The sequence below is a fragment of the Streptomyces lateritius genome, assembly GCF_014649715.1.
GTDB lineage: Bacteria > Actinomycetota > Actinomycetes > Streptomycetales > Streptomycetaceae > Streptomyces > Streptomyces lateritius.
Genome location: NZ_BMTO01000002.1, coordinates 556,331 through 580,570 on the forward strand (window position 1 = coordinate 556,331; position 24,240 = coordinate 580,570).

The window sequence follows — 24,240 nt, forward strand, 5'->3', positions numbered from 1 at the left end:
CGTACGGATACGCTCCGGGAATGGACTCCAGGCGCTTGCTCCGTATGTCTGCCACGGCCCTCGCGGTGGCCGGGCTGATCCTCTCCGGCTGCGCGGGCGGGAGCGGCGCCGCCGGACCCTCCGGATCGAGGACGGCGACGACGTCCGCTGTCGCGACGGCCGCGACGCCCGACCCCGCCCTGCGCGGTTTCTACGGGCAGAAGCTCACCTGGCGCGACTGCGGTGTCCCCAAGTTCGAGTGCGCCACCCTGCGCGCGCCGCTCGACTACGCCAGGCCGGACGCCGAGGAGATCCGGCTCGCCGTCTCCCGGATCAAGGCGACGGGCCCGGGCAAGCGGGTCGGCTCGCTCCTGGTCAACCCGGGCGGTCCCGGCGGCTCCGCCGTCGGCTACCTCCAGGGGTACGCCGGCATCGGTTACCCGGCCCCCGTCCGCGCCCGCTACGACATGGTGGCCGTCGACCCCCGCGGAGTGGCCCGCAGCGAGCCCGTCGAGTGTCTGACCGGCCCGCAGATGGACGCGTTCACCCAGGTCGACCAGACGCCGGACGACGCGCGCGAGAAGGAGCTGCTCAGCACCTCCTTCAAGGAGTTCGCGGCGGGCTGCGAGAAGCGCTCCGCGAAGATCCTGCCGCACGTGTCCACCGTGGAGACCGCCCGGGACATGGACATCCTGCGGGCGGTGCTCGGCGACGAGAAGCTGAACTACGTGGGGGCGTCGTACGGCACCTTCCTCGGTGCGACCTATGCCGAGCTGTTCCCCGGCCGGGTCGGCCGGCTCGTCCTGGACGGGGCGATGGACCCGTCGCTGAAGGCGGCCGACCTCAACCGCGACCAGACGGCCGGTTTCGAGACCGCCTTCCGGGCCTTCGCGGCGGACTGCGTGAAGAAGACCGACTGCCCGCTCGGCACGGAGTCGGTCGCCGCGGCCACGGCCAACATGAAGACCTTCTTCCGTGACGTCGACGCCAAGCCGGTGCCGACCGGCGACAGCCGCGACCTGGGGGAGTCCCTGGCCACGACCGGGGTGATCGCCGCGATGTACGACGAGGGAGCCTGGCCCCAGCTGCGGGAGGCGCTGACGCGGGCGATGGGCGGCGAGGGATCGGGCCTGCTCGCCCTGGCCGACAGCTACTACGAGCGGGAGCCGGACGGCACGTACGCGAACCTGATGTTCGCCAACGCGGCGGTGAACTGCCTGGACTCCCCGCCCTCATTCGCCGGCCCCGTCGACGCAGAGAGGGCGGTGCCCTCGTTCGAGGAGGCGTCCCCGGTCTTCGGCGCGGGCCTGGCCTGGGCGGCCCTGAACTGCACCTACTGGCCGACCCCCGCGACCGGCCGCCCCCACCGCATCACCGCCGAGGGCGCCGCCCCGATCGTCGTCGTCGGCACCACCCGCGACCCGGCCACCCCCTACAAGTGGGCGCAGTCCCTGGCCGAGCAGCTGGCCTCCGGAAGCCTGCTCACCTACGAGGGCGACGGGCACACGGCGTACGGCCGCGGCAGCGACTGCGTCGACACCGCGATCAACACCTATTTGCTCGAGGGCACCGTCCCTCAGGACGGCAAGCGCTGCACCTGAGGGGTGGCGCGGGCCACTTGGAGGGTGGTCAGGAGCACCCCCGGAAACTGTGTAGACTTGGCGTCGCTGCTGCACCCACCATGGGACCGCACGGCATGCCGCCTTAGCTCAGTTGGCCAGAGCAACGCACTCGTAATGCGTAGGTCTCGGGTTCGAATCCCGAAGGCGGCTCTGTAGAAGCCTCAGGACTCACTCGCCGTGACCTGGGGCTTTTGCTTTTCTCCCGTGCGTCGGCAGGGTGACCCTCAACAGCGGGGCAGCGGAGGATGGTTCGGACACGAGGCGTCGAACACCGCACCGGAGGAGAGGTAACGATGAGCACCACCGCCGAGCAGGCGACCGCGTCGGGCGAGGGTGAAGCCCCCCGGACATCCGCGCCGGACCGGGAACTGGTGGCCACCGAGCGGACGCGGTTGCGCCGGATGCGCCACAAGGGAAGCCACCGGCGCGCCGACCTGGAAGCGGTGCTGGCCGCCGGGTTCCTGTGTCACCTCGGTGTGACCGTCGACGGGACGCCCATGGTGGTGCCGACCGCGTACGGGACCGAGGGCGACCGGATCTACCTGCACGGCTCGGTGGCCAGCCGCAGCCTGGTCCAGGCCCCCGACACGACGGTGTGCGTCACGGTGACGCACGTCGACGGGCTGGTCCTCGCCCGGTCGGTCTTCGAGCACGGCGTCAACTACCGCTGCGCGATGATCTACGGCGTTCCGCGCCTGGTCACCGACCCGGAGGAGAAGCTGCGGGGTCTGCGGGCGCTCACCGAGCAGTGCGCGCCGGGCCAGTGGGAGTACGCCCGGCAGCCCAGCCGCAAGGAACTCGCGGCGACCGCCCTGATCGCGCTCGACCTCACCGAGGCCTCGGTGAAGATCGCCGGGGGACCGCCGGACGACGGCGACAGCCCGGACGCGGAACTGGGCCTGTGGGCCGGTGTCCTGCCGGTGGTCACCACCTTCGGGGCGCCCCTCGCCGACCCGGTGCTTCCGCCGGGCATCGAGCCGCCTGCCCATGTGCGGGACCGGGAGGGCCTGGTGCTCGGCGAGGCGGTCCGGCCCCCGGCCGCCGACGACGCCTCTGTGTAGTGTTGCTAAAGCGTCCTTGAAGATCTATTCGCTTGTGCTGACGCGTCGGGGTGCGGCAGGTTCGCCGGTATGCGACTCGACTCACCCTGGCGCGTTGCCGACTTCCGTACGCTGTTCTCCGCCGCCGTTCTCAGCCACCTCGGAACCAACGTCGGTTACGTCGCCGTCCCGCTGATCGCGGTCGAGGCACTGGACGCGAGCCCCGGCGAGGTCGGCGCGCTCGCCACCCTCTCGACCCTCGCCTTCCTGCTCATCGGACTTCCGGCCGGCGCCTGGGTGGACCGGATGCGCCAGCGCCGGGTCCTGATCGCGGCGGACGCGGCGCGCGGACTGCTCTTCGCCTCCGTGCCCGTCGCCTGGTGGTGCGACGCCCTCACCCTCGGCCAGCTCTACGCGGTCGTGCTCATCAGCGGATGCGCCACGGTCTTCTACGACGTCACGGGGCAGAGCATCCTGCCGCGCTTCGTCGGCCGGGCCGGACTCGTGCAGGCCAACGCGGCCGTGGTCAGCCTGATGGCCGTCACCAACGTCGCGGGGCGCGGCGCGGGCGGTGGCCTGGTCCAGCTGCTCACCGCCCCGTTGGCGGTGGCGGGGACGGCAGTGAGCCATCTCGCCTCCGCCGTACGGCTCCTGTGGCTGAAGGAGCCCGCCGCCGTCCCCGCCGCCCCGGCCACACCGCGGCGCGAGCCGCTTCGGGCCCAGATCGCCGCGGGTGTACGGCACGTGTCCGGGAACAAGGAGCTGCGGGCGCTCGCGCTCTCCGCCTCCCTCACCAACCTCGGTTCGCAGATCCTCAACACCCTGATGCCGGTGCTCTTCGTCCGCGAGCTGGGACTCTCGGCGGGCGTCCTCGGCGTCTACTGGGCGGCCGGAGGCGTCGGCCTGCTGCTGGGCTCCCGGTGCGCCCGGGCGGTCGCCTCCCGCCTCGGTTACGGCCGCACCCTCGGCCTCGCCGGTCTCCTGCTCGCCCCCGCCGGACTGCTCGTCCCGCTCGTGGGCCACGGCCCCTGGCTGTGGATCGCGGGCGCCGGATGGCTGCTCGCCATGTTCAAGACCGGGATGGACAACGTTCTCGGCGTGAGTCTGCGCCAGCGGATGACCCCGGACGCCCTGCTCGGCCGCATGAACGCCACCTTCCGGTTCCTGCTCACCGGGGCCCTCGCGATCGGCGCCGCGGTCGCGGGCCTCCTCGGTGAACTCGCCGGCCTCCATCTCACCCTGTGGGTGGGCGGGGTCCTTCTCGCCACCGCCTTCCTGCCGGTGTTCCTCTCCCCGGTCCGCACTCGTCGCGACCTGCCGGCGGAGGCGCCGCGAGCGCCGGGGAGCGGCATCCCCGTGCCGGAGCCGGCCGCCCCCGTACGGGAGGCCTGACCGCCGGCCGGAAACGGCGAGGCGGACCAAAGGCGAGGGGGCGGGCGAGGGGCGACGGAGGAGACGGAGGAGGGGCGTGCCGAGGACCGGCCCGCGCGGCGGGGGCCGGTCCCAGCGCCGGGAAGGGGCTGGGCGGGTCAGTCGCCGTGGCCCGGGCCGCCGCTGCCGAAGCCGCCGCTGGAGATGCCGCCCCACTTGCGCTTCTCCTCGCTCGGCGGTTCGGGTGAGGTCTCGGTCCCGGACGTCCCCGAGTCCTTGAGCTGGTACGGCATGAGCCGGTGCTCGCCGTCGGTCTGTGGCATCTCGGCGGGCCTGCGGTACTCGGAGGCCTCGCCGGGGGGACGGTCCGTCTCCGGCCGGTGCGGCTGCTCCTCGGGCTTGGGCGTCGGGCTCTCCTTGTCCATGAGCCTCATCCCGAGCACGAACGCGCCGATCAGCACGGCGACGACGACCAGGCCACCCAGCACCTGGGCCAGCCCGGACTGCCAGACCTTGGCCGCCGTGACGACCTCTACGGAACTCATCACAAATGCGTTCATATCTCAGCAATACCCCGTCTCACCGGGGAGAGGCATTTCCGGAGGACCGAACTCGTGCCAAACCTCGTGTGAAACATTTCCCCGTGCCCGTCGCGTCATGGAGGTGTATGGCGACGACACCACGTGACACCACGTGACCGCGACGGAGGGAGGGGCATGAGAAAGTCCCGCGCGGACGAGTTCCTGGAGTTCGCCTCCGCAAGAACGGGACACCTGTTCCGTTCGGCCTGCCTGCTGACCAGCGGCGACACGCACCTCGCCGAGGACCTGACACAGGAGACGCTGGGCCGGATGTACGCGCTGTGGGGGCGCATGTCGCGCGTCGACAACCCGGCCGGCTACGCCCAGACCGTGCTGGTCCGCACGTTCCTCAGCCACAAGCGGCGCCGCTCCGCGACCGAGCGCCCGCTCACTGAGCTGCCCGACCGGGCCCCCGAGAGGGGGGACGACCCGGCGCTGCGGATCGCGCTGCTCGACGCGCTGGCCGCGCTGGCACCCAAGGACCGGGCGGTCGTGGTGCTGCGGTACTGGGAGGACCGCAGCGTCGAGGAGACCGCCGACGCGCTGCACGTGAGCTCCGCGGCGGTACGCACCCGCTCCACGCGCGCGCTGCGCAAGCTCCGGGAGCGGCTCGGCGGCAGCATCGTCGAGTTCGCCGCCCGCTGACCTCGGCATTTCTGAACCTCTGCACTTTCACCCATGGACCGGAGACGGTGATTCGGCATGCCTCTGAACGAGGGACACGAAGGACACGAAGGATTCGAAGGAGAGCTCGGCGAGGCCCTGCGCCGCACCGGCGAGGGCTTCGCCGCGGACGACCGCCGCGAGCTGGTGGCCGGCGGGATGAGCCGGGGCCGACGCCGCCTGGCGCGCCGCCGCGCGGCCGCCGTGACCGGCAGCGTGCTGGCCCTCGCGGTGATCGGCGTCGGCGGGGTGTACGGCGGTGACCTGCTGGGATCCGGCTCGGGCGGGGGGACGAAGGGCTCCTCGGTGGCGGGCCCCGCACCGACCGAGGGCACGGGCGAGTCCGCCACGGACAAGGCCGCCCCGGGCGTCGAGGGGCCGAGGGAGGCACAGATCCCGGTCAAGAAGATGGCGACCGTCCTCAAGACCAACACCCCGGCCGGAAACTGGTCGATCACCGACGAGAACGGCAAGGGGCACCACGTCTCGGCCGTCTACGACGACGGCAAGGGCCCGGCGGCCGTGTCCGTCGGTCTTTACCGGGCCGGCGAGAGCAGCGAGGCCGGCGAGGGGCAGGTGACCTGCCCGGACAAGACCTTCGTCCCTCACGACGCCTGCACCAGCGAGAAGCTGCCCAACGGCGACCGGCTGATGGTCTTCCAGGGGTACGAGTACCCGGACCGGCGCGTGGACACCAAGAACTGGCGGGCGGTCCTGCTCACCAGGGACGGGTTCCTGGTCGACGCGAGCGAGTACAACGCGGCCGCCCAGAAGGGCGCCCCGGTCAGCCGGACCGACCCGCCCTTCTCGCCGGCCCAGTTGAAGACGCTGGTCACGGCCGGGGGCTGGCGTCCGCTGTTCAAGCAGCTGGCCGTCGACAAGCCCGTGCAGGCAAAGCCGGGCAGTGACACGGCGCCGCCCGCCGAGCCGGACGGCGCCGCCGTCCAGGCGACTCTGCGCTCGCTGCTCCCCAAGGGACTGACGGTGGTCTCCAAGGGTGGTGACGGCCAGTTCGCCTACGTGGTCGTCGACGACGGCGAGGGCAGGAGCCTCGTCCAGATCAACGTGCAGAACGGCATGGGCGATGTGGCCGGGGAGCTGTTCGTCAGCGGCGCCACCACGCTGTCGGACGGACGGCTCGTCAAGGTGAGGCAGCACGCCGGCGAGAAGGGCGGTGGGGGCGTCGTCTGGTGGACGGCCGACACTCTCACCAAGGACGGCTTCCGGGTCGTGGTCTCCGCGTTCAACACGGGCGCGCAGCACGAGGACGCGACCCGCGCCGAGCCCGCGCTGACGACGGCGCAGCTCAAGGAGATCGCCCTCAGCGACAAGTGGGAGAAGTTCGCGGCGAAGTAGCGTTCCGCGTCGCACCACACAGGCGGGCGGTGGGCCGGACCCCGGCGGGGGCACCGGCCCACCGCCCTGTCGGTACGCGCTACTTCGCGTCCGAGTACCGCTCCACCGTCGCCGTCGTGAACGGGAAACGCACCGGTGTCGGCCCGAACGTGATCCGCCCCGCCTCGTCCCCGGCCGCGCGGATCGCCTCCGTGACCGCCTCCGACTCCTCGGCCGGGCAGTGCACGATCACCTCGTCGTGCTGGAAGAAGACCAGCTCGGCCCGCATCCCCGCCGTCGCGCGGCGCAGTGCGGCGAGCATCAGCAGCGCCCAGTCGGCGGCGCTGCCCTGGACGACGAAGTTACGGGTGAACCGGCCGCGCGCCCGGGCGTTGCTGGAGGCGTATCCCGGCGTGAACTCGCCCTCCTGGGACGGTGCCTCCGCGGCCTCCTGAGGGATGCCGGCCTCCTCGTCGTCCCCGGCGCCGGCCGCACGCGGGCTGGTGCGCCCGAGCCAGGTCCGTACGAGCCGGCCCTCCTCGCCGGCCTTCGCCGCGTCGTCGACGTACGCCACGGCCAGGGGGAAGCGGCGGCGCAGCGCGGCGAGGTTCTTCAGGCCGTCGCCACTGGTCTGGCCGTAGATCGCCCCGAGCAGGGCGAGTTTGGCGTGGTCGCGGTCACCGGAGAACGCGCGGTCCGACAGCCGGGTGTAGAGGTCGTCGGGGTGTCCGGCGACCTCCATCAGGCCGGGGTCGCGGGAGATCGCGGCCAGGACCCGGGGCTCCATCTGGTCGGCGTCGGCGACGACGAGCCGCCAGCCCTCGTCGGCGACGACCGCCTGGCGGATGATCTTGGGGATCTGCAGGGCACCACCGCCGTTGGTCGTCCAGCGGCCACTGACGGTGCCTCCGGGGAGGTACTCGGGGCGGAACCGCCCGTCCCGCACCCAGTCCTGGAGCCAGGACCAGCCGTGGGCGGTCCAGATGCGGTACAGCTTCTTGTACGCGATCAGGGGCTCGACGGCGGGGTGGTCGAGTTCCGCCAACTCCCAGCGGCGGGTGGACCTCACGCGAATCCCTGCCTGGGCGAAGGCCTTGACGACATCGGCGGGCAGGTCGGGGCGGACGCGGCGGCCGAAGGCGTCGGAGACCTGGTCGGCGAGCTCGGCGAGGCGGCGGGGCTCGCCACCGCCCGCGTACCGCTCGCCGAGCAGTTCGTGCAGCATCGCGCGGTGCACGTCGGCGCGCCAGGGGAGCCCGGCCCGGTGCATCTCGGCGGCGACGAGCATGCCCGCGGACTCGGCGGCGGTGAGCAGCCGCATCCTGCCCGGATGCTCCGCCCGGTCGTGGCGGCGCTGCTGCTCGGCGTACACCTCCAGGAGCCCCTCGAAGGGGATGCCTGCGACGGGCGCGGGCTCGAAGAGCGAGTCCTGGGATCCGGGCTCGGCGGCCCGCTGCGGAGGATCGGGCGGTACGGGGGCGTTCCGCAGCCGGGCGAGGGCGGCGGCCGCCGACCGGGGCTCGCCGAGGCGTCCCTCGTGGCCGAGGAGGAGTTGCTCGGCGTCCTCGATGTCGTAGCACCGATCGACGCGCACCCCGGCGGCGAGCAGGCGGGGGTAGACCTCGGCGGTCGACCGCCACACCCAGCGGGCGACGTCGGGCCGGGAGCGCACGGACTGGACCAGATCCGGCTCGCGCACGACGGGCCCGGCGGGCAGCCCGTCCCGGCCGAGCGGGACGAGCAGCGCTCCGTCCCCCTCCGCCTCACCGGCCAGCGCCCACCTCTCGCTCACAGGTGCGAGTCTGTCACCCGCCACCGACAACACCCGGCGACGCCACCGAGCGGATCGCCCGCCGCCACCGAGGCGGTCGTCCGGGCTCCGGCCAGGCGGACGACCGTTCACGCCACCGAGCGGGTGGCTCGTCCCGGCACGCGACCCAGGCGGGGGCGCCGTTCACGCCACCGAGCGGGTGGCTCGTTCACGCCACTGCGGCGAGTCGTCCTTCGCGCCACCGAGGTGGGCTGTCCGTCCCCACCGAGGAGGGTTGTCCGTTCAAGCACCGAGGTGGGCTGTCCGTCCCCACCGAGGAGGGTTGTCCGTTCAAGCACCGAGGTGGGCTGTCCGTCCACATCGAGGCGGGTTGTCGTGCACGCACCGAGGTGCGCCGCCCCTTCACACCCCCCAGCCGCCCCTTCACACCACCCCGGCGGGGCCTCCCACCCCGGCGGGTCCTCCGTTCATCCCGCCGGGGCGGGCCGCCTGTCCACGCCGTCGCGACGGGTCGGCCGTTTCATGCCACCGCGTGGAAGAGGGCCGCCGCCTCACCGCGGGAGGCCACTCCCAGCTTCGTCAGGATGTTCGCGACGTGGAACTTCACCGTCGACTCGCTGATGTGCAGCTCCTGGGCGATCTGCCGGTTGCGGTGGCCGAGCGCCAGGTGGGTCAGGACCTCCAGCTCACGTCCGCCGAGCCCGGTGAGCGGGTCCGCCGCCGCGATCGGAGCGTCCGCCGTGGCCAGCGGGATCGCCGCCGTGAGCGTCGTGCCCCAGCCGGGGACCGCGTCCATCTCCAGCCGGCCCCCCAGCACCTCCAGCCGGTCCGTGATGCTGCCGGCGCCCAGCGGGCAGGCGTCCAGGCCGCCCGCGCCGTCGTCCCGGACCGTCGCCCGCAGCTCGTGCTCCGTCAGCTGCCAGCCGACGTGGACGCGGCTGACCGTGTCCTGCTCCAGGACCACGAGCAGCAACGCCCGGACGATCGCCCGCGCGCCGTGCGCCACGTCCGCCGCGAGCGAGCGCGCGCTGTCCGGCGGGCCGAGCTCCAGCCGTACGGGACTGTGCCGCAGCATCGTCCGCAGCCCGTCCGCGAGCCGGTCGAAGGCCTCACGGGCCGGTTCCTCGGCGACCGAGCGGTCCCGCTTCGCCTCCGCGCGCATCTCGATCAGCGCGTTGACGGCGAGGTCGGTTGCGGTCACCCGGGCCGAACTGTCGTCCAACGCCCGGCTGCGGAGCACCCCGAGGACGCCGGAGAGCGCCGCCGCGTGCGCCGTCGTCAGCTCGGCGATCACCCGCGCCCGGGTGTCGGCCGCCGCCCGCGAACGGGCCAGCGCCCCGGGCAGCGCCTCCACGGCGAACCGGTCGAAGTGGCTGGTCACCAGGTCCCACAGGGCCTGCGCCACGGCCAGTCCGGGCTCGGCGACGGGCGCGGCCCCTTCGTCCCGCAGGAGCACGAGGACCGACCGGCGCGCGGTCGCGTCGCTGGTCACGGCGAGGACCTCGCGGGCGGCACCACCGGCCGTGGCGGTGCCCTGCCAAGGTGCCCCCGCCCTACCGGACATGAGCAGCGGAGTGAGTTCGGCGGCGGTGAGGAGGTCCGTCTCGCCGACCGCCTTGAAGGGGGAGTGGGCGCAGTGCGTGGAGAGTTCGGCGGCGCCGCGGTGCGGGATCAGGGGCGCGAGGGCGGCCGAGACCCGGGGCAGGATCTCGCCGAGCGGCTGCCGGATGATCTCGTACGCGGTGTTCAGCGTGGTCGCGTCCATGACGCTCAGCCTAGTGAGCGCGACCCGGGGAGCGGCTGGTCTTTCGGACAGGTGCGACTGGCCGTTGGGAGGGCGGGGCGGAGGCGCGGGAGATCGCAAGCTGAAGGCGACCTGAGGAGGTTGCGATGGAAGCGATCGTGTACGAGGAGTTCGGCGGCCCGGACGTGCTGCGCCACGAGACCGGTGTGGCGGTACCGGAGCCCGGCGCCGGCGCGGTACGGGTGAAGGTGGCGGCGGTGGGCGTCAACCCCGTGGACCACAAGCGCCGTTACGGCTGGGTCGAGGCCTTCTACCCGACCACGTTCCCGGCCGTGCCCGGCCTGGAGTTCGCCGGGACGGTGGACGCGCTGGGCGAGGGCGTGACCGGAGTCGCCGTCGGTGACGAGGTGTTCGGCTGGACGACGACCGGTGCCTACGCCGAGTACGCCCTTGCGGAGCTGTTCATCCCCAAGCCGCCCGGGCTGACGTGGGAGCAGGCCGCGAGCCTGCCGGTGGCCGGCGAGACGGCGGCGCGCGTCCTGGAGCTGCTCGGCCTGAAGGAGGGCGAGACCCTGCTCCTGCACGGAGCGGCCGGCGTCGTCGGCTCGGTGGCGGTCCAGCTCGCGGTCGCGGCGGGCGCCACGGTCATCGGCACGGCCTCGGAGGGCAACCACGCGTTCCTTCGGGAGCTGGGCGCGATCCCGGTGGCCTACGGGGAGGGCCTGGCGGACCGGATCAGGGCGGCGGCCCCGGACGGCGTCGACGCGGTCCTCGACGCGGCGGGGCACGACACCCTGCCGCTCTCGATCGAGCTGATGGGCGGCGAGAAAGAGCGGATCGTCACGATCGCGGCGCCGGACGCGGAGGAGCACGGGATCGTCTTCTCGGGCGTCGTCGCCGCACCGGCCGAGGTGCGCGCCTGGCTGACGGACCAGGCCCGCCTGGCGGTGGAGGGCCGGCTGACGGTCCGGCTCGCGCAGGCGCTGCCTCTGAAGGAGGCGGCCCACGCGCAGGAGCTCAGCGAATCGGGGCACGTGCGCGGCAAGTTGGTCCTGCTGCCGTAGGGATGGTGCGCGGCGCGGGCGGAGCGGACGGCGGCGCCGGGAGTGACGGGGGTGTCCCGGCGTACGCGGTGCTGGTGCCTGTGCAGGTGCTGATTGCTGGGCTGGTGCCGGCCAGGTCCAGGTGCGGGGCAGGAGCCGGTGGCTGGGCTGGTGCCGGCCGGGTACAGGTGCGGGGCGGGAGCCGGTGGCTGGGCTGGTGCCGAGCAGGTGCGGCTGGAAGGCCCGGGCCGGTGCGGGTGGAAGGCCGGGGCGGTGACCCGGCTCCGACCCCGGTCACCGCCCCGTTCATCCACCTTCCCCGCTCAGCGCGTCAGGCGCCACGCGGGGAGCGCCGCCGCGGCCGTCGCCACCACCGCGCAGGCCCCCGCCGCGGCCCCCACCGTGCCCCAGGGGACGGACAGGGCGACCGGCGCCGACAGGGCGGCGAGGCCCGTTCCCAGGCTCGCCAGGACCACCGCGGTCACCGCGAGTCCGAGCAGCGCACCGATCGTCACGGCCAGGGCAGCCTCACCGGTCACCACCCGCAGGACTTGCGTCCGGGTCGCGCCGGCCAGCCGTAGCGAGGCCAGCTCTCCGCCCCGCACCGAGGTCGCCATCAGCAAGGTGTTGGCCAGCGCGATCACGGTGTAGACGAGGGCGATGCCGAGGACCAGGAGCAGCCCGAGCCGGGTCTGCGGGCTGGTGGCGGGGTGCGTGGCGGCGGCCCACTCCTCGACCGTACGGACGGTTCCGCCGGCCCCGCCCAAGGCCGTGCTCAGGGCGGCCCCGGACGCTCCGTTCACCCCCTCCGCCCCGGACGCCTCGATCCGGTCCACCACCGATCCCGGCGCGTTCGCCCGGGTCACGTACGGCCCGTTGTCGCCCGTACCGAGCGCCAGGACCGCCACGACCCGCAGTGTGACCGGCCCGCTGCCGTCCGCGAGCCACACCTCGACCCGCTCGCCGACACGCCCTCGCTGCCACTCCTCGTTGACGACGATCGACCGGTCGTCGAGATCCCGTACGTCCCCGGCCACCACCGGGAGCCGGGCGAGGTCAGCGAAGGCCGCCGGGTCGGACACGGCCCGGGCCCCGTACTTCACGAGCGCCTCGGCCCCGTCCCGTACGAACACGGAGGTGGCCCCGGTCGCCGAGACGGTCGCCCCCGGCACCCGGACCGGCGTCAGCTCGTCCCCGTCCACCACCCACCGGGCCGCCGTCTGCCCGCGGGCCTCCGCCGCCTTCGTGCTGGTCACCGTCGTCGCGGAACCGAGCAGGGAGCCCGCCAGCGCGACCGTCACGAGGACGGGCGCGGCGACGGCCGCGGTACGGCGCACGGCGGCCGCGCTGTTCTCCCGTACGAGCATGCCCGTCGTCCCCGGCAGCCGCAGGGCCCGGGCCACGGGCCGGACGAGGAGCGGGGCGAGCAGCGCGACTCCGGTGATCAGGAGCATCGGAACGGTGGTGTACGTCTTGCGCTTGAGCAGCTCCGACGGCTCCGTCGCACAAGTCCGGAGGAGCAGCCCGGCGCCCGCGAGCAGCAGTCCCGCGCCCAGCAGCGCGCGACCGAGCGGCAGTGCGCCGGTGTCCACGTCCGCCTCGCGCAGCACGGCCGTCGGGCCGACCTTCCCGGCCCGGCGGGAGGCGGCGAGCGCCCCGGCGACGGCGACGGTCACACCCGTCCAGAAGGCGGCGTGAAAGGGCCAGACCGCGTCCCCGATCCTGAACCAGCCGGGGGCGAGATCCCCGTCGACCAGCACCTGGGCCAGCCAGGGCGCGCCCCACGCGCCGAGCGCGCATCCGGCGGCCGAGGCGAGGACGCCGACCCCCGCGGCCTCGGCCAGCAGCATCCGTCGCACCTGGCCGGGGGTGGCGCCGGCGGTCCGCAGCAGTCCGAACTCGCGTCGCCGCAGGGCGACCGCGAAGGCGAAGGTGGAGGCGACGACGAAGACGGAGACGAAGGTCGTGACGCCTCCCGCGGTGCCGAGGAGGGCGTTCAGGGCGACGAGCGCCTCGGCGTCCCGCTCCGGCTCGGGGTCGGCGAGCCGCCGTTCACCGCCGGTGAGCACCTGGGCGCGGTCGCCGACGAGGGTACGGACCTCGGAGGCGGGGCCGTGGACTCCGACGGCGTCGGGTCCCCCCGCGACGGTGACGGCCCAGCGGGCTTTCAGCTCGCGCAGCAGTTCGGTGTCCACAGGCTGTGGACGGTCGAGCTTCCGCGAGACGGAGGCCGTGTGCGGCCCTCGCCGCACGTCGACGGTGACCGCGTCCCGCCCCTTCACGACCACCGGCGCGGAGGCGAACCGCTGAGGGGTCCGCTCGGGGGCGTCGAAGGTGGCGGAGAGGCCGAGGCCCATGGTGGTGAGGAGCCCGACCCCGAGACCGAGGGCGACAAAGCTGCCCAGGAAGGCGGCCCAGCGGGCCCGCAGCCCGGAGAGAACGACCGTCAGCACGCGGCACCGCTCGTCGTCCCGGCGTGCCGCTCGCACTCGGTGTCCGGGCTGCCGGCCGCGATCGTCTCCAGGGCCGCCGTCCGGGCCGCCACCCGCTCCACGGTCGGGGCGACGAGCTCCCCGGCCACCCGCCCGTCGACCAGGAACACCACCCGGTCGGCGCGCGCCGCGGCCACCGGGTCGTGGGTGACCATGACGATCGTCTGGCCGTCCCGGTCCACCAGCTCCCGCAGCATCGTGAGCACCTCACGGCTGGTGGTGGAGTCCAGGGCCCCGGTCGGCTCGTCCCCGAAGAGCACGCCCGGCCGGGTGATCAAGGCCCGGGCGATGGCGACGCGTTGCTGCTGGCCGCCGGACAGCTCGCCGGGCCGGTGCCTCTCCCGTCCGGCGAGTCCGACCCGGCCCAGCGCCTCCCGCACCTCGGTACGGGACGGACGGCGCCCGGCGAGCCGCAGCGGCAGCGCCACGTTCTGCGCCGCCGTGAGGGAGGGCAGCAGATTGAACGACTGGAAGACGAAGCCGATCCGGTCCCGCCGCAGCAGCGTGAGCCGCCGCTCGCTCAGCTTCTCCAGGGCGACGCCGCCGACCTCCACCGTCCCGGCGGTGGGCCGGTCGAGGCCCGCCGCGCACTGCAGCAGCGTGGACTTGCCGGAGCCCGAGGGGCCCATCACGGCGGTGAAGGTGCCGGTGCGGAAGTCCAGGTCGACGCCGTCGAGGGCGCGGACGTCGCGGTGGTGGCGGTGGAGGCCGGTGAGCCGAACGGCGGTGTCGGAGAACGCCGTTGTCGCCACCCCCACCGCCGCCGTCTTGGCCGTCGTCTTTGTCATGGCTCAAGCGAACCGTTTCCGGCTCCGCCGATCACGACCCCTGGCAGGCGTCCCGGAGGTAGGGCCAGGCCTACTCCTTCGGTACGCCTACCCCTGACGTACCGCCGCCGCGAACACCTCGAGCGCGTCCAGCGGTTCACGGCCCAGCAGCTCCCGCAGGTCGTTCTTCACGCCCGTCCCGTCCATGAAGCCGTGCGCTATCGCCGAGTACGTGCCGGTCAGCATCGGGACTTGGAAGGCCTCGGCCCCCGAGGCGGCGAGGGTGGCCCGCGCCGCGGCCAGCGTGCCGGGGACGTACTCCGCGTCGAGGGCGCGCGCCAGGTCGGCGCCGCCGAGCGGGCGTTCGCCCACCAGCTCGTAGACGCGCCCGGCGTGCGGCGCCGGGTCGGTGGCGACGTTGACGGCGATCTCGGCGAGGTCCTCGCGGGCCACGGCGGCGAGCCGGCCCTCGCCGAGGGGGCCGGTGATGCGGTTCCCGGCGTCGGGTGTGGCGAGCCAGACGAGGAGCTCGGCGTAGAGCCCGTTGCGCAGCACGGTCCAGTCGACCGTCGAGCGCTGGAGACGCCGCTCGGTCCAGCGGTGGGGGAGGGAGTACGTGAGGTGGTCGCCGTCGCCGGAGAGGCTGGTGTAGACGATGTGGCCGACCCCGGCCGCCTCGGCGGCGGAGACGGCGGCCTCGTGGCGGGCCACGACCGTGTCGTCCTCGCCGTACCCGGCGGAGATCATCAGCAGCGTGTCGACACCGGCGAAGGCCTCCGGCAGGGTGCCGGGCTCGTCGAAGTCGACGAGGCGGGTGCCGGGCAGTCCGGCGCGGGTGCCGAGGACGACGTCGTCCCGGCCGGCGAGGCGCTCCGCGACGAGCCGGCCGAGACCGCCGGAGACACCGGTGACGAGCAGCATGCTTCCCCCTGATTTCGCGTTGGTGTTCGGTGAGGATCATTCTGTGAGGGCGGTCGTCGTCGCGTAAGGAGGCACATTCATGTCAGCGGGGCACACGGATGTAACCACCGGCCCGGTGGTGAGCTGCGCGGAAGAGTGCGGCGTACGGGACGTGCAGGACCGGCTCGGCGACAAGTGGACGGTCCATGTGGTGGTCGAACTGGCCTCGGGGCCACGCCGCTTCAGGGAGCTGCAGCGGCTGGTCACCGGCGTCTCGCAGCGGATGCTGACCTTCACCCTGCGCCGTCTGGAGCGGGACGGTCTGGTGACACGGACGGTGTACCCGACGACGCCGCCGCAGGTGGAGTACGAGCTGACGGGGACGGGACACAGCATGACCCACCTGATCAAGCAGCTGATCGACTGGTCGCTCGACCACCGTGCGGTGATCGGGCGGGCGCGCGAGGAATGGGACGCGAAGCAGACGTGAGCACGCGCACGACGGGCGAGAAGATCGAGACGGCGTTCACGGCGCTCTACACGGACGACGACACAGCTCTGGACACGGCGGCGTCCCTGCTCGCGGCCGACCCGGCGACGGACGAGGAACTGGCGCGGCGCGGCGCGGAGTTCGTCCGGCGGGCGTGGGAGCGGGGATGGCAGCCGGCGGACGTCGTACGGCTGGCCCGCCGCGACCTGGCGGAGGAGCACCTGCGGCTCCTCGGCGCGCTGATCGCCTCGGAGACGGCGCGCTACGAGCGGCTGCCGGCGCGGTGGGCGGCCCAGATCGCGGAGCTGGACACGCGCCCCTGGAAGGCGGACCGCTTCTCGTACGCGACGGCGGTCCTGGAGCTGTACCGCCTGCTGGTCAGGCTGCCCTCCCTGGAGCCGGTCGGTCCGGTGCCGGGCGACTCGTTGATCCCCCCGCCGGCGGTGGGCGAGTCCCGGATGCTGACCCGGATCCGCGCGCTGCTCGCCAAGGCGGAGGCGACGGGCTACCCGGAGGAGGCGGAGGCGCTGACCGCCAAGGCACAGGAGCTCATGGCCCGCCACAGCCTCGACGAGGCGGCGCTGGCGGCGGGAGCGCCGACGGGGGCGACGCCGGGAGCGGTACGGATCGGGGTGGACGCTCCGTACGAGCAGGCCAAGGCGATCCTGCTGGACGCGGTGGCGACGGCGAACCACTGCCGGGCGGTGTGGAACGAGGCGTACGGCTTCTCGACGGTCGTCGGCTTCGAGGCGGACCTGGAGGCGGTGGAGCTGCTCCACGCCTCGCTCCTGGTGCAGGGCACGGCGGCGATGACCCGGGCCGAGGCGGAGCAGCGGGCGGGGGGCCGCAAGCGCACGAAGTCCTTCCGGCAGTCCTTCCTGCTCGCCTACGCGAACCGCCTGGGTGCCCGGCTGGCGACGGCCTCCCGGCGGGTGGCCTCGGAGACGCCGACGCTCCTGCCGGCGCTGGCGTCGCGGGAGGTGGCGGTGACATCGCACGCGGACGCGATGTTCCCGCAGACCAGCACGGCACGGGTGCGGGCGATGTGGGACGAGGCGGGCTGGACCCACGGCACGACGGCCGCCGACCGAGCGGGCCTGTCCGCCCCCCACCGGGCGGTACGGCACCGCCCCTGACGCGGGGCCTTGCCGGTCCCAGCCCTCTCCGGCGGTTGTGGGCAGGCGTTGCGCGGGGCGATGGGGGTACCCCCGGACGGAGTCCGGCGGAGGGCGGGCACAACCCACGACGGCGCCGCACCCGTGGTGGCCGTACGGACCGGGAGCCTGGGCCGGGCATGGGCACCGTCCCGTTGTGTCCACCCGTTCCGCCCCGGCGGAACGAATGCCGACCGCCCCAGGCGGGCAGCCCCCCGCCAGGGGTGGCACGGGAGGCCACGCGTCGCCGTGCGACAGGCTCGGCCGCGGCCGCATCGCCGCTCGTCCGGCGCGCCGAGCCGGTGGCGGCCGTCGCCGGCCGGCCCAGGCCACGGCCCCGCCAGCCGCCGACGGGGGCCGACGGGGGCCGACGGGGGCGCCGCCCCCGTTACCAGGAAGCCTTCCGCACCCCCGGCAGGAAGCCCGCGTGCGCCTGTTCCCGCAGCCGGACCCGGGAGACGCCGAACTTGCGCAGGTGGCCGCGCGGCCTGCCGTCCACCGCGTCCCGGTTCCGTACCCGCGTCGCGCTCGCGTCCCGGGGCTGGCGGCGCAACTCCCGGACCGCCGCCTCGCGTTCGTCCTCCGGCGTGGACGGCCGACGGATGATCTCCTTCAGCTCGGACCGTCGCTCGGCGTACCGCTCCACGACGGTCCGCCGGCGCTCGTTGCGCGCGATCTTGCTCTTCTTCGCCATCAGACCCTGATCCCCCGCGCGCGGATCCGGGCCACCGCGGCCTCGATCCCGATGGTGTCGACGGTCTTGACCGCCCGGGCGCTCAGCGTCAGCCGGACGTGCCGGCCCTCGCTCGGCAGCCAGTAGCGCTTGCGCTGGATGTTGGGGTCGAAACGCCGTGATGTACGGCGGTGGGAGTGCGAGATGCGGTTGCCGAATCCGGGCTGGGCGCCGGTCAGCTGGCAGTGGGCGGACAAGGGTGACCTACCTCTCCGGGCGACTATTGGTAATGAGAACCATGTTCATTTACTCTACACACCATGGCCCGCAACGAACTCCGCCCGATCATCAAACTCAGGTCCACCGCCGGCACCGGCTACACCTACGTCACCCGCAAGAACCGCCGGAACGACCCCGACCGCCTCGCCCTGCGCAAGTACGACCCGGTCGCCGGCCGCCACGTCGACTTCCGAGAGGAGCGCTGACCGTCATGCAGCGCGGCATCCATCCGCCCTACGCCCCCGTCGTCTTCCGCGACAAGGCCGCCGACTTCGCCTTCCTCACGCGCTCCACGCTCACCAGCGACCGCACGGTGGAGTGGGAGGACGGCAACACCTACCCCGTCGTCGATGTCGAGATCTCCTCGGCGAGTCACCCGTTCTACACCGGCACCGCGCGCGTGCTCGACACCGCCGGCCGGGTGGAGCGCTTCGAGCGGCGTTACGGCCGCCGCGACGGCCAGGCCGAACGGCGCGAGGAACGCTGATGTCGACCGGTCTCTGCGTCGCCCTCGTCGGGGGACTCCACTCCGACGCCCGCCGCGCCACCGTGGACCGGCTCCTGGCCACCGTCCCCGGCAGCGTCGCGCTCCACCACGACCTCGCGACGGCCCCGGCGACCGGCACGGTCGCCCGGACCGTCCGCGACGCGACCGGCGTGCTGTCCACCGACGAGACCCCGCTCGTCAACGACTGCGCCTGCTGCGCCCTGCGCGAGGACCTCGTCCCCGAGCTGGAGCGGCTCGCCGATGCCGGACTGACCCGGCTCGCGGTCGTCGAGCTCTGGGACTCGGTGGAGCCCAAGGCGATGGCCGAGGTCGTCGCCGCGGCCGGGCTCCGGCTCACCGCCGTGATCACCGCCGTCGACCCGGCCCTCGTGCTGCCGTACCTCGGCAACGGCGACGACCTCGCCGACGGCGGGCTCGCGGCGGCCGCCACCGACCAGCGGACCGTGGCCGACACCTGGGCGCGCCAGCTGGAGTACGCGCCCGTGCTGGCCGTTCTCGACAACCCTGACGCCGACGACGAGGACCGCGCGCTCCTCGCCCAGCTCCACCCCACGGCGCGGCAGGTCCCCGTCGAGGGCGGTACGGAGCTGGCCGCCGCCGCGCTCGCCGGCTTCGACGTCGAGGCCGCCGCGGCCGCCCAGCACCCGGCCTGCGCGCTGCTGCCCCAGGAGGCGGACGCGAGCGGGGTCGCCACCTACGTCTGGCACCACCGCCGCCCCTTCCACCCCGAGCGGCTCTACGCGGCCCTGGAGGACCTGACCTGCGCCGCGGCCCGCAGCCGGGGGCGGTTCTGGCTCGCGGACAGGCCCGACACGCTGCTCGCCTGGGACGCGGCGGGCGGCGCCCTCTGCGTCGAGAGCGCCGGGCCGTGGCTGGCCTCGCTGCCCGACGCCGCCTGGGAGATGGTCCCGCCGGTCCGGCGGGCCGCCGCCGCTCTCGACTGGGACCCGGAGCACGGCGACCGCTGCCAGCACCTCGTCTTCACCTCACCCGGTCTGGACCGCGAGGGCCTGGCCGAGGTCCTCGGCTCCTGCCTGCTCACCGACGCGGAGTACGCGGCCGGGCGTGACGCCTGGAAGCAGCTCCCGCCCGCCTTCGACTCCCTCCTGGAGGTCTGACCCGTGTCCCAGAAGTCCCCGTCCCCCCGCAAGCCCGCCAAGCCCCGTCCGAACCCGCTGGACCGGGACGACATCACGTACATCGACTACAAGGACACCGATCTGCTGCGGAAGTTCATCTCCGACAGGGGCAAGATCCGCAGTCGCAGGGTGACCAGGGTCAGTGCCCAGCAGCAGCGGCAGATCTCCCGGGCGGTCAAGAACGCCCGGGAGATGGCACTCTTGCCGTACTCGTCGGTAGCCCGCTAGGGGGCGCCTTGTGGATCTTGCCGGGCTCGCGGCCGGAACCACCACCCACCCGCCAGCACGCTGAGTCGTGTAGTCGCTACGCCACCGCGGGTGCACGTGCATCTGCTCATGCATGGGTACAGTGAACACAGCTATGATCCGAGGAAGTTGACACCTGCATCAAGCATCTCGGGGAGCTACCAGTGCATCATGCGCATCGCGCGTACAACGGCATGGCGGCCACGGAGCTTCGGGGTGTCGTCTGGCAGAAGAGCAGGCACAGCAACTCCCAGGGCTCCTGCGTGGAGTTCGCCAAACTGCCGGGCGGGGACGTGGCGGTGCGCAACTCCCGCCATCCGGAAGGGCCCGCCCTCGTCTACACCCCCGCCGAGATAGAGGCGCTGCTGCTCGGTGTGAAGGACGGGGAGTTCGACCACCTGGTCTGAGGCCGGCGGGGACGTGAACGTGGCACGGACGTGAAGAGGACCCCGGATGCCGGGGCCCTCTTCGTTCCCGCTTCGTGTGCGCACGGGCGCTACTCGGCTCCCAGCCGGAACAGCGCCCACACCACCTTGCCCTGGAGCGTCCCGGCCAGCGGGTGCCAGCCCCAGCCGTCGCTGAAGGAGTCGACGAGGAAGAGTCCCCTGCCCCCTTCCGCGGCGCCGTCCTCTTCCCCCTCGCGCGTCTCCGGGCTCTTGTGGCTCGGGTCGCGCACCGCGCACACCAGACGGCCGGTCCAGCGCATCAGGTGCAGGCGGACCGGAGGATTCTGGCCTTCCTCGCGGGGCGCCTGGGGCGCGTCCGCCGGCAGCGCGTGGCGCAGGGCGTTGGTGACGAGCTCGGTGACGACGAGGGCGACGTCGTCGAAGCGCTCGGTGAGATCCCACTGCGCGAGCGTCGACTGCGTGAACTTCCGTGCGCCGCGCACCGCTTCGTAACGGGGCGGCAGGGCGCAGGAGGCGGAGGTGGAGACGGCCGCGGGATCGATCGGTGGAAGCCCCTGCCTTAACGGCTCGAGCACGGTCGATCCATTCGTCCCCATGCGAGGCACTCCCGGGAATCGCGACTGTGGTGCGACAACACGAACGAGTACGCAGCTGCGCGGGGCCCATGGTTCCGAATGCGCCCACTGGATGCAAGGGCAGATGCACGTGCACGCGCCGGACCTGTCCTTCCCCGCGCCGATTCTGTGCATATCTTCTGCGGATCACTTTCGCCGTACGCGCGAAGTCGCCCGGAACTTGTCCTCTTTGCGTAATCGGATGTGTACGCGCTGAAGCGTTTAGTGGCAGAATCCGGGGGCCCGAGACCCGCGAAGGAGAGGCTGGAGCCGTGACCGCAGTCGAATCGAGCGGAGCGAGCGGGAGCGTGGTGCGACGCATCCTGCTGGGTTCGCAGCTGAGGCGGTTGCGCGAATCGCGCGGCATCACCCGCGAGGCGGCCGGCTACTCGATCCGCGCGTCCGAATCCAAGATCAGCCGTATGGAGTTGGGCAGGGTGAGCTTCAAGGCCAGGGACATCGAGGACCTGCTCACGCTCTACGGCGTCAGCGACGAGCGGGAACGCGGCTCCCTCCTCGGGCTCGCCCGCGAGGCCAACGTGGCCGGGTGGTGGCACAGCTTCGGCGACGTGCTGCCCGGCTGGTTCCAGACGTACATCGGTCTGGAGGGCGCCGCCTCCCTCATCCGCGTGTACGAAGTCCAGTTCGTGCACGGCCTGTTGCAGACCGAGGCGTACGCACACGCCGTCGTCAGCCGGGGCATGCCCGACGCCTCGCGCGCCGAGATCGAGCGCCGGGTCGCGCTGCGCCTGGAGCGCCAGAAGGTTCTCGTCTCCGAGAACGCGCCGCTGTTCCACGCCGTGCTCGACGAGGCCGCGCTGCGCCGGCCCTACGGCGACCGGTCGGTGATGCGAGGCCAGTTGAGGCACCTCATCGAGGTCTCCGAGCACCCGAACGTCACGCTCCAGGTCATGCCCTTCACCTTCGGCGGACACGCGGGCGAGAGCGGCGCGTTCACCATGCTGAGCTTCCCGGAGTCGGACCTCTCCGACGTCGTCTACCTGGAGCAGCTGACCAGCGCCCTCTACCTCGACAAGCGCGAGGAGGTCGGCCAGTACGCGCGCGTGATGGAGCGGCTGGGCAAGGACAGCCCTGATCCGGCCGAAAGTCGCGATCTTCTCCGGGGCCTCCTCCAACTCACCTGACCCGTCAGTACGATGACGTGACATCAGTTCGACATCGCTTCGCGCCGGATGCGCCGGATCGCGCCGGTACCGACGTCCGCCACGGCGGGTTAGGGGTCTCGTCACATGTCCATGTCCTACTTCACCGACCTGGCCCACCAGTACATAGACGGTGAGTGGAAGCCCGGCAGCGGCTCGTGGGACATCATCGACTTCAACCCGTACACCGGGGAGAAGCTCGCGTCGATCACCGTCGCCACCGCGGACGAGGTCGACCGCGCCTACCGCGCCGCCGAGCGCGCCCAGGCGGAGTGGGCCGCGACCAATCCGTACACCCGCCGGCTCGTCTTCGAGCGCGCGCTGCGGATCGTCGAGGACCGCGAGCAGGAGATCGCCGACACGATCGTCGCCGAGCTGGGCGGTACGCGCCTGAAGGCGGCCTTCGAGCTGCACCTCGCCAAGGAGTTCCTCCGCGAGGCGATCCAGCTGGCGCTGCGCCCCGAGGGCCGGATCCTGCCCTCCCCGGTCGACGGCAAGGAGAACCGCGTCTACCGCCTCCCGGTCGGCGTCGTCGGAGTCATCTCCCCCTTCAACTTCCCCTTCCTCCTGTCGATCAAGTCGGTCGCACCCGCGCTCGCGCTGGGCAACGCCGTCGTCCTCAAGCCGCACCAGAACACCCCGATCTGCGGCGGCACGCTGGTCGCGAAGGTCCTGGAGGAGGCCGGTCTGCCGGCCGGTCTGCTGAACGTCGTCGTCACCGACATCGCCGAGATCGGCGACGCGCTGCTGACCCACCCGGTCCCGAAGGTGATCTCCTTCACCGGCTCGGACAAGGTCGGCCGCCATGTCGCCACCGTCTGCGCGCAGAACTTCAAGCACGCCGTCCTCGAGCTCGGCGGCAACAGCGCGCTGATCGTCCTCGACGACGCCGACGTCGACTACGCGGTGGACGCGGCCGTCTTCAGCCGCTTCGTCCACCAGGGCCAGGTCTGCATGGCCGCCAACCGCATCCTGGTGGACCGGACGCTGGAGGCGGAGTTCACCGAGAAGTTCGTGGCGAAGGTGAAGACCCTGCGCGTCGGCGACCCGGCCGACCCCGCCACCCACATCGGTCCGCTCATCAACTCGCAGCAGGCGGAGACCGTCTCGGCGCTGGTCGAGCAGACGGTCGCGGCCGGCGCCACGGCGCTGCTGCACGGCTCGGCCGACGGCAACGTCGTCTCCCCATCGGTGCTGAGCGGCCTCGCGCCCGACGCGCCCGTGCTGGGCCAGGAGATCTTCGGCCCGGTGGCGCTGATCGTGCCCTTCGACGGCGAGGAGGAGGCGGTCCGGATCGCCAATGACACGCCGTACGGACTGAGCGGCGCCGTGCACACCGGGGACATCGAGCGCGGTGTACGGATCGCCCAGCGCATCCACACCGGCATGATCCACATCAACGACGGCACGGTGCACGACGAGCCGATCGTGCCGTTCGGCGGCGAGAAGCACTCGGGCATCGGCCGACTGAACGGCGACGCGATGATCGACGCTTTCACCACCCAGAAGTGGATCTCGATCCAGCACGGCCGCAGCCGCTTCCCGTTCTAGGTCGCCCCGTTTCGCGTTGAGGACAGCAACTGTCCGCAAGGGTCCGTAGCTTGGTCGGTGTCGGGAGGAGCGCAAGCCCTCCCGGCGTCCACGAGTCGTTCCACGGAAGCCCAGGAAGGCGGACATCATGGTTGCTCTCGTTCCCGCGGAGGCCCCCGGCGACGAGCGAGGCGCGTTCCTCAACTTCGTCGAGGCCCAGCGCGCGGCGCTGCGGCGCGCGCTCCTCGGCCTGACCGAGGAGCAGGCGGCGAGCCGTCCCAGCGCGAGTGAGCTCAGCCTGTCCGGTCTGGTCAAGCACGTCGCGGAGGTCGAGCTGAACTGGCTGCGCCTGGCGCAGCAGCGGCCGAACGAGCGGCGGCGTACGCGCGAGACCTGGGAGGAGGCCTTCCGGCTGGTGGGGGACGAGTCGATCCCGGAGGTACTGGCCTTCTGGGAGGGCGTCCAGAAGGAGACCGAGGAGTTCGTCCGCGAGGTGCCGAGCCTGGACGACACCTTCCCGCTGCCGCCCGCGCCCTGGTTCCCGAAGGACGGCCGGGTCTCGGTGCGGTGGATGCTGCTCCACCTCGTCCAGGAGATGGGGCGGCACGCCGGGCACGCGGACATCGTCCGGGAGTCCCTGGACGGACAGACCTCCTTCGCGCTGATCGCCCAGGAGCAGCAGGGCTGATCCTCGTGGCGCCCCGTACCCTAGTCAAAATTGATTAGGGA

At 72.9% G+C, this 24,240-nt stretch carries 25 protein-coding genes and 1 tRNA gene; 17 read left to right on the forward strand and 9 right to left on the reverse strand.

Annotation, left to right across the window (positions count from 1 at the left end; all coding sequences use genetic code 11):
- Positions 1 to 20 precede the first annotated feature (20 nt).
- The 4 genes from IE136_RS05900 to IE136_RS05915 all read left to right on the forward strand — a co-directional run bounded on the left by IE136_RS05900 (position 21) and on the right by IE136_RS05915 (position 4,033).
- Complete coding sequence (locus IE136_RS05900; RefSeq protein WP_189599705.1) at positions 21 to 1,580, forward strand: alpha/beta hydrolase; 1,560 nt, start codon at positions 21 to 23, stop codon at positions 1,578 to 1,580.
- A 97-nt stretch (positions 1,581 to 1,677) separates the two neighbouring features.
- Positions 1,678 to 1,751, forward strand: a tRNA-Thr gene (locus IE136_RS05905).
- Positions 1,752 to 2,002: 251 nt separating this feature from the next.
- Positions 2,003 to 2,662, forward strand: coding sequence for a pyridoxamine 5'-phosphate oxidase family protein (locus IE136_RS05910; RefSeq protein ID WP_229818665.1), 660 nt, complete (start codon positions 2,003 to 2,005; stop codon positions 2,660 to 2,662).
- Positions 2,663 to 2,731: 69 nt separating this feature from the next.
- Positions 2,732 to 4,033 carry an MFS transporter gene (locus tag IE136_RS05915; RefSeq protein ID WP_158988306.1) on the forward strand — a complete coding sequence of 434 codons (1,302 nt, stop codon included), beginning with the start codon at positions 2,732 to 2,734 and terminating at the stop codon, positions 4,031 to 4,033.
- 137 nt (positions 4,034 to 4,170) lie between these two features.
- Here the strand turns inward: IE136_RS05915 and IE136_RS05920 are convergent, their stop codons facing one another.
- Entirely contained in the window at positions 4,171 to 4,572 is a 402-nt protein-coding gene (locus IE136_RS05920) for a DUF6479 family protein (RefSeq protein WP_158988305.1), read from the reverse strand.
- Between the two features lie 156 nt (positions 4,573 to 4,728).
- Here IE136_RS05920 and IE136_RS05925 point away from each other — a divergent pair, with 156 nt between their 5' ends.
- The gene (locus IE136_RS05925) at positions 4,729 to 5,238 is read left to right on the forward strand and encodes a SigE family RNA polymerase sigma factor (RefSeq protein ID WP_189599707.1); all 510 of its coding nucleotides are present in this window, start codon (positions 4,729 to 4,731) and stop codon (positions 5,236 to 5,238) included.
- 57 nt (positions 5,239 to 5,295) lie between these two features.
- A complete protein-coding gene (locus tag IE136_RS05930) occupies positions 5,296 to 6,612 on the forward strand; it encodes a hypothetical protein (RefSeq protein ID WP_158988303.1) in 1,317 nt (438 codons plus the stop codon).
- 79 nt (positions 6,613 to 6,691) lie between these two features.
- Here IE136_RS05930 and IE136_RS05935 read toward each other — a convergent pair whose 3' ends face one another.
- The gene (locus IE136_RS05935) at positions 6,692 to 8,383 is read right to left on the reverse strand and encodes a bifunctional 3'-5' exonuclease/DNA polymerase (RefSeq protein ID WP_158988302.1); all 1,692 of its coding nucleotides are present in this window, start codon (positions 8,381 to 8,383) and stop codon (positions 6,692 to 6,694) included.
- 499 nt (positions 8,384 to 8,882) lie between these two features.
- Positions 8,883 to 10,127: a LuxR C-terminal-related transcriptional regulator gene (locus IE136_RS36545; RefSeq protein WP_189599708.1), complete on the reverse strand. Its 1,245-nt coding sequence runs from the start codon at positions 10,125 to 10,127 to the stop codon at positions 8,883 to 8,885.
- Positions 10,128 to 10,252: 125 nt separating this feature from the next.
- On the opposite strand from IE136_RS36545, the gene IE136_RS05945 reads away from it, so the two are divergent.
- Positions 10,253 to 11,170, forward strand: coding sequence for an NADP-dependent oxidoreductase (locus tag IE136_RS05945; protein WP_189599709.1), 918 nt, complete (start codon positions 10,253 to 10,255; stop codon positions 11,168 to 11,170).
- A 302-nt stretch (positions 11,171 to 11,472) separates the two neighbouring features.
- Here IE136_RS05945 and IE136_RS05950 read toward each other — a convergent pair whose 3' ends face one another.
- The 3 genes from IE136_RS05950 to IE136_RS05960 form a co-directional block, all read right to left on the reverse strand.
- Positions 11,473 to 13,602: an ABC transporter permease gene (locus tag IE136_RS05950; RefSeq protein WP_189599710.1), complete on the reverse strand. Its 2,130-nt coding sequence runs from the start codon at positions 13,600 to 13,602 to the stop codon at positions 11,473 to 11,475.
- Entirely contained in the window at positions 13,596 to 14,429 is an 834-nt protein-coding gene (locus IE136_RS05955) for an ABC transporter ATP-binding protein (RefSeq protein ID WP_189599711.1), read from the reverse strand. Before IE136_RS05955 ends, IE136_RS05950 begins: the two co-directional genes overlap by 7 nt.
- An 87-nt stretch (positions 14,430 to 14,516) precedes the next feature.
- Complete coding sequence (locus IE136_RS05960) at positions 14,517 to 15,329, reverse strand: NAD(P)H-binding protein (protein ID WP_158988298.1); 813 nt, start codon at positions 15,327 to 15,329, stop codon at positions 14,517 to 14,519.
- Between the two features lie 79 nt (positions 15,330 to 15,408).
- On the opposite strand from IE136_RS05960, the gene IE136_RS05965 reads away from it, so the two are divergent.
- On the forward strand, positions 15,409 to 15,798 hold the full coding sequence (locus IE136_RS05965; protein ID WP_158988297.1) for a winged helix-turn-helix transcriptional regulator: 390 nt from the start codon (positions 15,409 to 15,411) through the stop codon (positions 15,796 to 15,798).
- The gene (locus IE136_RS05970; protein ID WP_189599712.1) at positions 15,777 to 16,934 is read left to right on the forward strand and encodes a DUF2786 domain-containing protein; all 1,158 of its coding nucleotides are present in this window, start codon (positions 15,777 to 15,779) and stop codon (positions 16,932 to 16,934) included. Before IE136_RS05965 ends, IE136_RS05970 begins: the two co-directional genes overlap by 22 nt.
- Before the next feature lie 406 nt (positions 16,935 to 17,340).
- Here the strand turns inward: IE136_RS05970 and rpsN are convergent, their stop codons facing one another.
- Both rpsN and rpmB read right to left on the reverse strand, forming a co-directional pair.
- The gene (gene rpsN, locus IE136_RS05975; RefSeq protein ID WP_158988296.1) at positions 17,341 to 17,646 is read right to left on the reverse strand and encodes a 30S ribosomal protein S14; all 306 of its coding nucleotides are present in this window, start codon (positions 17,644 to 17,646) and stop codon (positions 17,341 to 17,343) included.
- Positions 17,646 to 17,882, reverse strand: coding sequence for a 50S ribosomal protein L28 (rpmB, locus tag IE136_RS05980; RefSeq protein WP_158988295.1), 237 nt, complete (start codon positions 17,880 to 17,882; stop codon positions 17,646 to 17,648). The genes rpsN and rpmB overlap by 1 nt, the downstream gene beginning before the upstream one ends.
- A gap of 63 nt (positions 17,883 to 17,945) precedes the next feature.
- Here rpmB and rpmG point away from each other — a divergent pair, with 63 nt between their 5' ends.
- From rpmG to IE136_RS06005, 5 genes are all read left to right on the forward strand, one after another.
- Positions 17,946 to 18,110, forward strand: coding sequence for a 50S ribosomal protein L33 (rpmG, locus tag IE136_RS05985; RefSeq protein WP_158988294.1), 165 nt, complete (start codon positions 17,946 to 17,948; stop codon positions 18,108 to 18,110).
- A 5-nt stretch (positions 18,111 to 18,115) separates the two neighbouring features.
- Complete coding sequence (locus tag IE136_RS05990) at positions 18,116 to 18,391, forward strand: type B 50S ribosomal protein L31 (protein ID WP_158988293.1); 276 nt, start codon at positions 18,116 to 18,118, stop codon at positions 18,389 to 18,391.
- On the forward strand, positions 18,391 to 19,530 hold the full coding sequence (locus tag IE136_RS05995; RefSeq protein ID WP_158988292.1) for a CobW family GTP-binding protein: 1,140 nt from the start codon (positions 18,391 to 18,393) through the stop codon (positions 19,528 to 19,530). Before IE136_RS05990 ends, IE136_RS05995 begins: the two co-directional genes overlap by 1 nt.
- A 3-nt stretch (positions 19,531 to 19,533) precedes the next feature.
- The gene (gene rpsR, locus IE136_RS06000; protein ID WP_158988291.1) at positions 19,534 to 19,779 is read left to right on the forward strand and encodes a 30S ribosomal protein S18; all 246 of its coding nucleotides are present in this window, start codon (positions 19,534 to 19,536) and stop codon (positions 19,777 to 19,779) included.
- A 212-nt stretch (positions 19,780 to 19,991) separates the two neighbouring features.
- Positions 19,992 to 20,204 (forward strand): DUF397 domain-containing protein, encoded by a 213-nt coding sequence (locus IE136_RS06005; RefSeq protein WP_041129870.1) that lies wholly within the window; start codon positions 19,992 to 19,994, stop codon positions 20,202 to 20,204.
- Between the two features lie 89 nt (positions 20,205 to 20,293).
- Here the strand turns inward: IE136_RS06005 and IE136_RS06010 are convergent, their stop codons facing one another.
- The gene (locus tag IE136_RS06010) at positions 20,294 to 20,800 is read right to left on the reverse strand and encodes an ATP-binding protein (RefSeq protein ID WP_158988290.1); all 507 of its coding nucleotides are present in this window, start codon (positions 20,798 to 20,800) and stop codon (positions 20,294 to 20,296) included.
- 329 nt (positions 20,801 to 21,129) lie between these two features.
- Here IE136_RS06010 and IE136_RS06015 point away from each other — a divergent pair, with 329 nt between their 5' ends.
- The 3 genes from IE136_RS06015 (at position 21,130) to IE136_RS06025 (ending at position 24,199) form a co-directional block, all read left to right on the forward strand.
- Positions 21,130 to 21,963 carry a Sco1979 family transcriptional regulator gene (locus IE136_RS06015; protein WP_158994418.1) on the forward strand — a complete coding sequence of 278 codons (834 nt, stop codon included), beginning with the start codon at positions 21,130 to 21,132 and terminating at the stop codon, positions 21,961 to 21,963.
- 111 nt (positions 21,964 to 22,074) lie between these two features.
- Positions 22,075 to 23,532, forward strand: a complete 1,458-nt coding sequence (locus IE136_RS06020; protein ID WP_158994416.1) for an aldehyde dehydrogenase family protein — start codon at positions 22,075 to 22,077, stop codon at positions 23,530 to 23,532.
- A 127-nt stretch (positions 23,533 to 23,659) separates the two neighbouring features.
- A complete protein-coding gene (locus IE136_RS06025; protein WP_189599713.1) occupies positions 23,660 to 24,199 on the forward strand; it encodes a DinB family protein in 540 nt (179 codons plus the stop codon).
- The last annotated feature ends 41 nt before the right edge of the window (positions 24,200 to 24,240 follow it).

Bases quoted from the DNA above. Each gene is read 5' to 3' on its own strand.
- rpmG (WP_158988294.1), top strand. From the start codon at position 17,946: ATGGCCCGCAACGAACTCCGCCCGATCATCAAACTCAGGTCCACCGCC.
- IE136_RS05910 (WP_229818665.1), top strand. From the start codon at position 2,003: ATGCGCCACAAGGGAAGCCACCGGCGCGCCGACCTGGAAGCGGTGCTG.
- IE136_RS05930 (WP_158988303.1), top strand. From the start codon at position 5,296: ATGCCTCTGAACGAGGGACACGAAGGACACGAAGGATTCGAAGGAGAG.
- IE136_RS05920 (WP_158988305.1), bottom strand. From the start codon at position 4,572: ATGAACGCATTTGTGATGAGTTCCGTAGAGGTCGTCACGGCGGCCAAG.
- IE136_RS36545 (WP_189599708.1), bottom strand. From the start codon at position 10,127: ATGGACGCGACCACGCTGAACACCGCGTACGAGATCATCCGGCAGCCG.
- IE136_RS05915 (WP_158988306.1), top strand. From the start codon at position 2,732: ATGCGACTCGACTCACCCTGGCGCGTTGCCGACTTCCGTACGCTGTTC.
- IE136_RS05955 (WP_189599711.1), bottom strand. From the start codon at position 14,429: ATGACAAAGACGACGGCCAAGACGGCGGCGGTGGGGGTGGCGACAACG.
- IE136_RS05945 (WP_189599709.1), top strand. From the start codon at position 10,253: ATGGAAGCGATCGTGTACGAGGAGTTCGGCGGCCCGGACGTGCTGCGC.
- IE136_RS05960 (WP_158988298.1), bottom strand. From the start codon at position 15,329: ATGCTGCTCGTCACCGGTGTCTCCGGCGGTCTCGGCCGGCTCGTCGCG.
- IE136_RS06020 (WP_158994416.1), top strand. From the start codon at position 22,075: ATGTCCTACTTCACCGACCTGGCCCACCAGTACATAGACGGTGAGTGG.
- IE136_RS05900 (WP_189599705.1), top strand. From the start codon at position 21: ATGGACTCCAGGCGCTTGCTCCGTATGTCTGCCACGGCCCTCGCGGTG.
- rpsN (WP_158988296.1), bottom strand. From the start codon at position 17,646: ATGGCGAAGAAGAGCAAGATCGCGCGCAACGAGCGCCGGCGGACCGTC.
- IE136_RS06025 (WP_189599713.1), top strand. From the start codon at position 23,660: ATGGTTGCTCTCGTTCCCGCGGAGGCCCCCGGCGACGAGCGAGGCGCG.
- IE136_RS06010 (WP_158988290.1), bottom strand. From the start codon at position 20,800: ATGGGGACGAATGGATCGACCGTGCTCGAGCCGTTAAGGCAGGGGCTT.
- IE136_RS05995 (WP_158988292.1), top strand. From the start codon at position 18,391: ATGTCGACCGGTCTCTGCGTCGCCCTCGTCGGGGGACTCCACTCCGAC.
- IE136_RS05970 (WP_189599712.1), top strand. From the start codon at position 15,777: ATGGGACGCGAAGCAGACGTGAGCACGCGCACGACGGGCGAGAAGATC.
- IE136_RS05965 (WP_158988297.1), top strand. From the start codon at position 15,409: ATGTCAGCGGGGCACACGGATGTAACCACCGGCCCGGTGGTGAGCTGC.
- IE136_RS06005 (WP_041129870.1), top strand. From the start codon at position 19,992: ATGGCGGCCACGGAGCTTCGGGGTGTCGTCTGGCAGAAGAGCAGGCAC.
- IE136_RS05990 (WP_158988293.1), top strand. From the start codon at position 18,116: ATGCAGCGCGGCATCCATCCGCCCTACGCCCCCGTCGTCTTCCGCGAC.
- IE136_RS05925 (WP_189599707.1), top strand. From the start codon at position 4,729: ATGAGAAAGTCCCGCGCGGACGAGTTCCTGGAGTTCGCCTCCGCAAGA.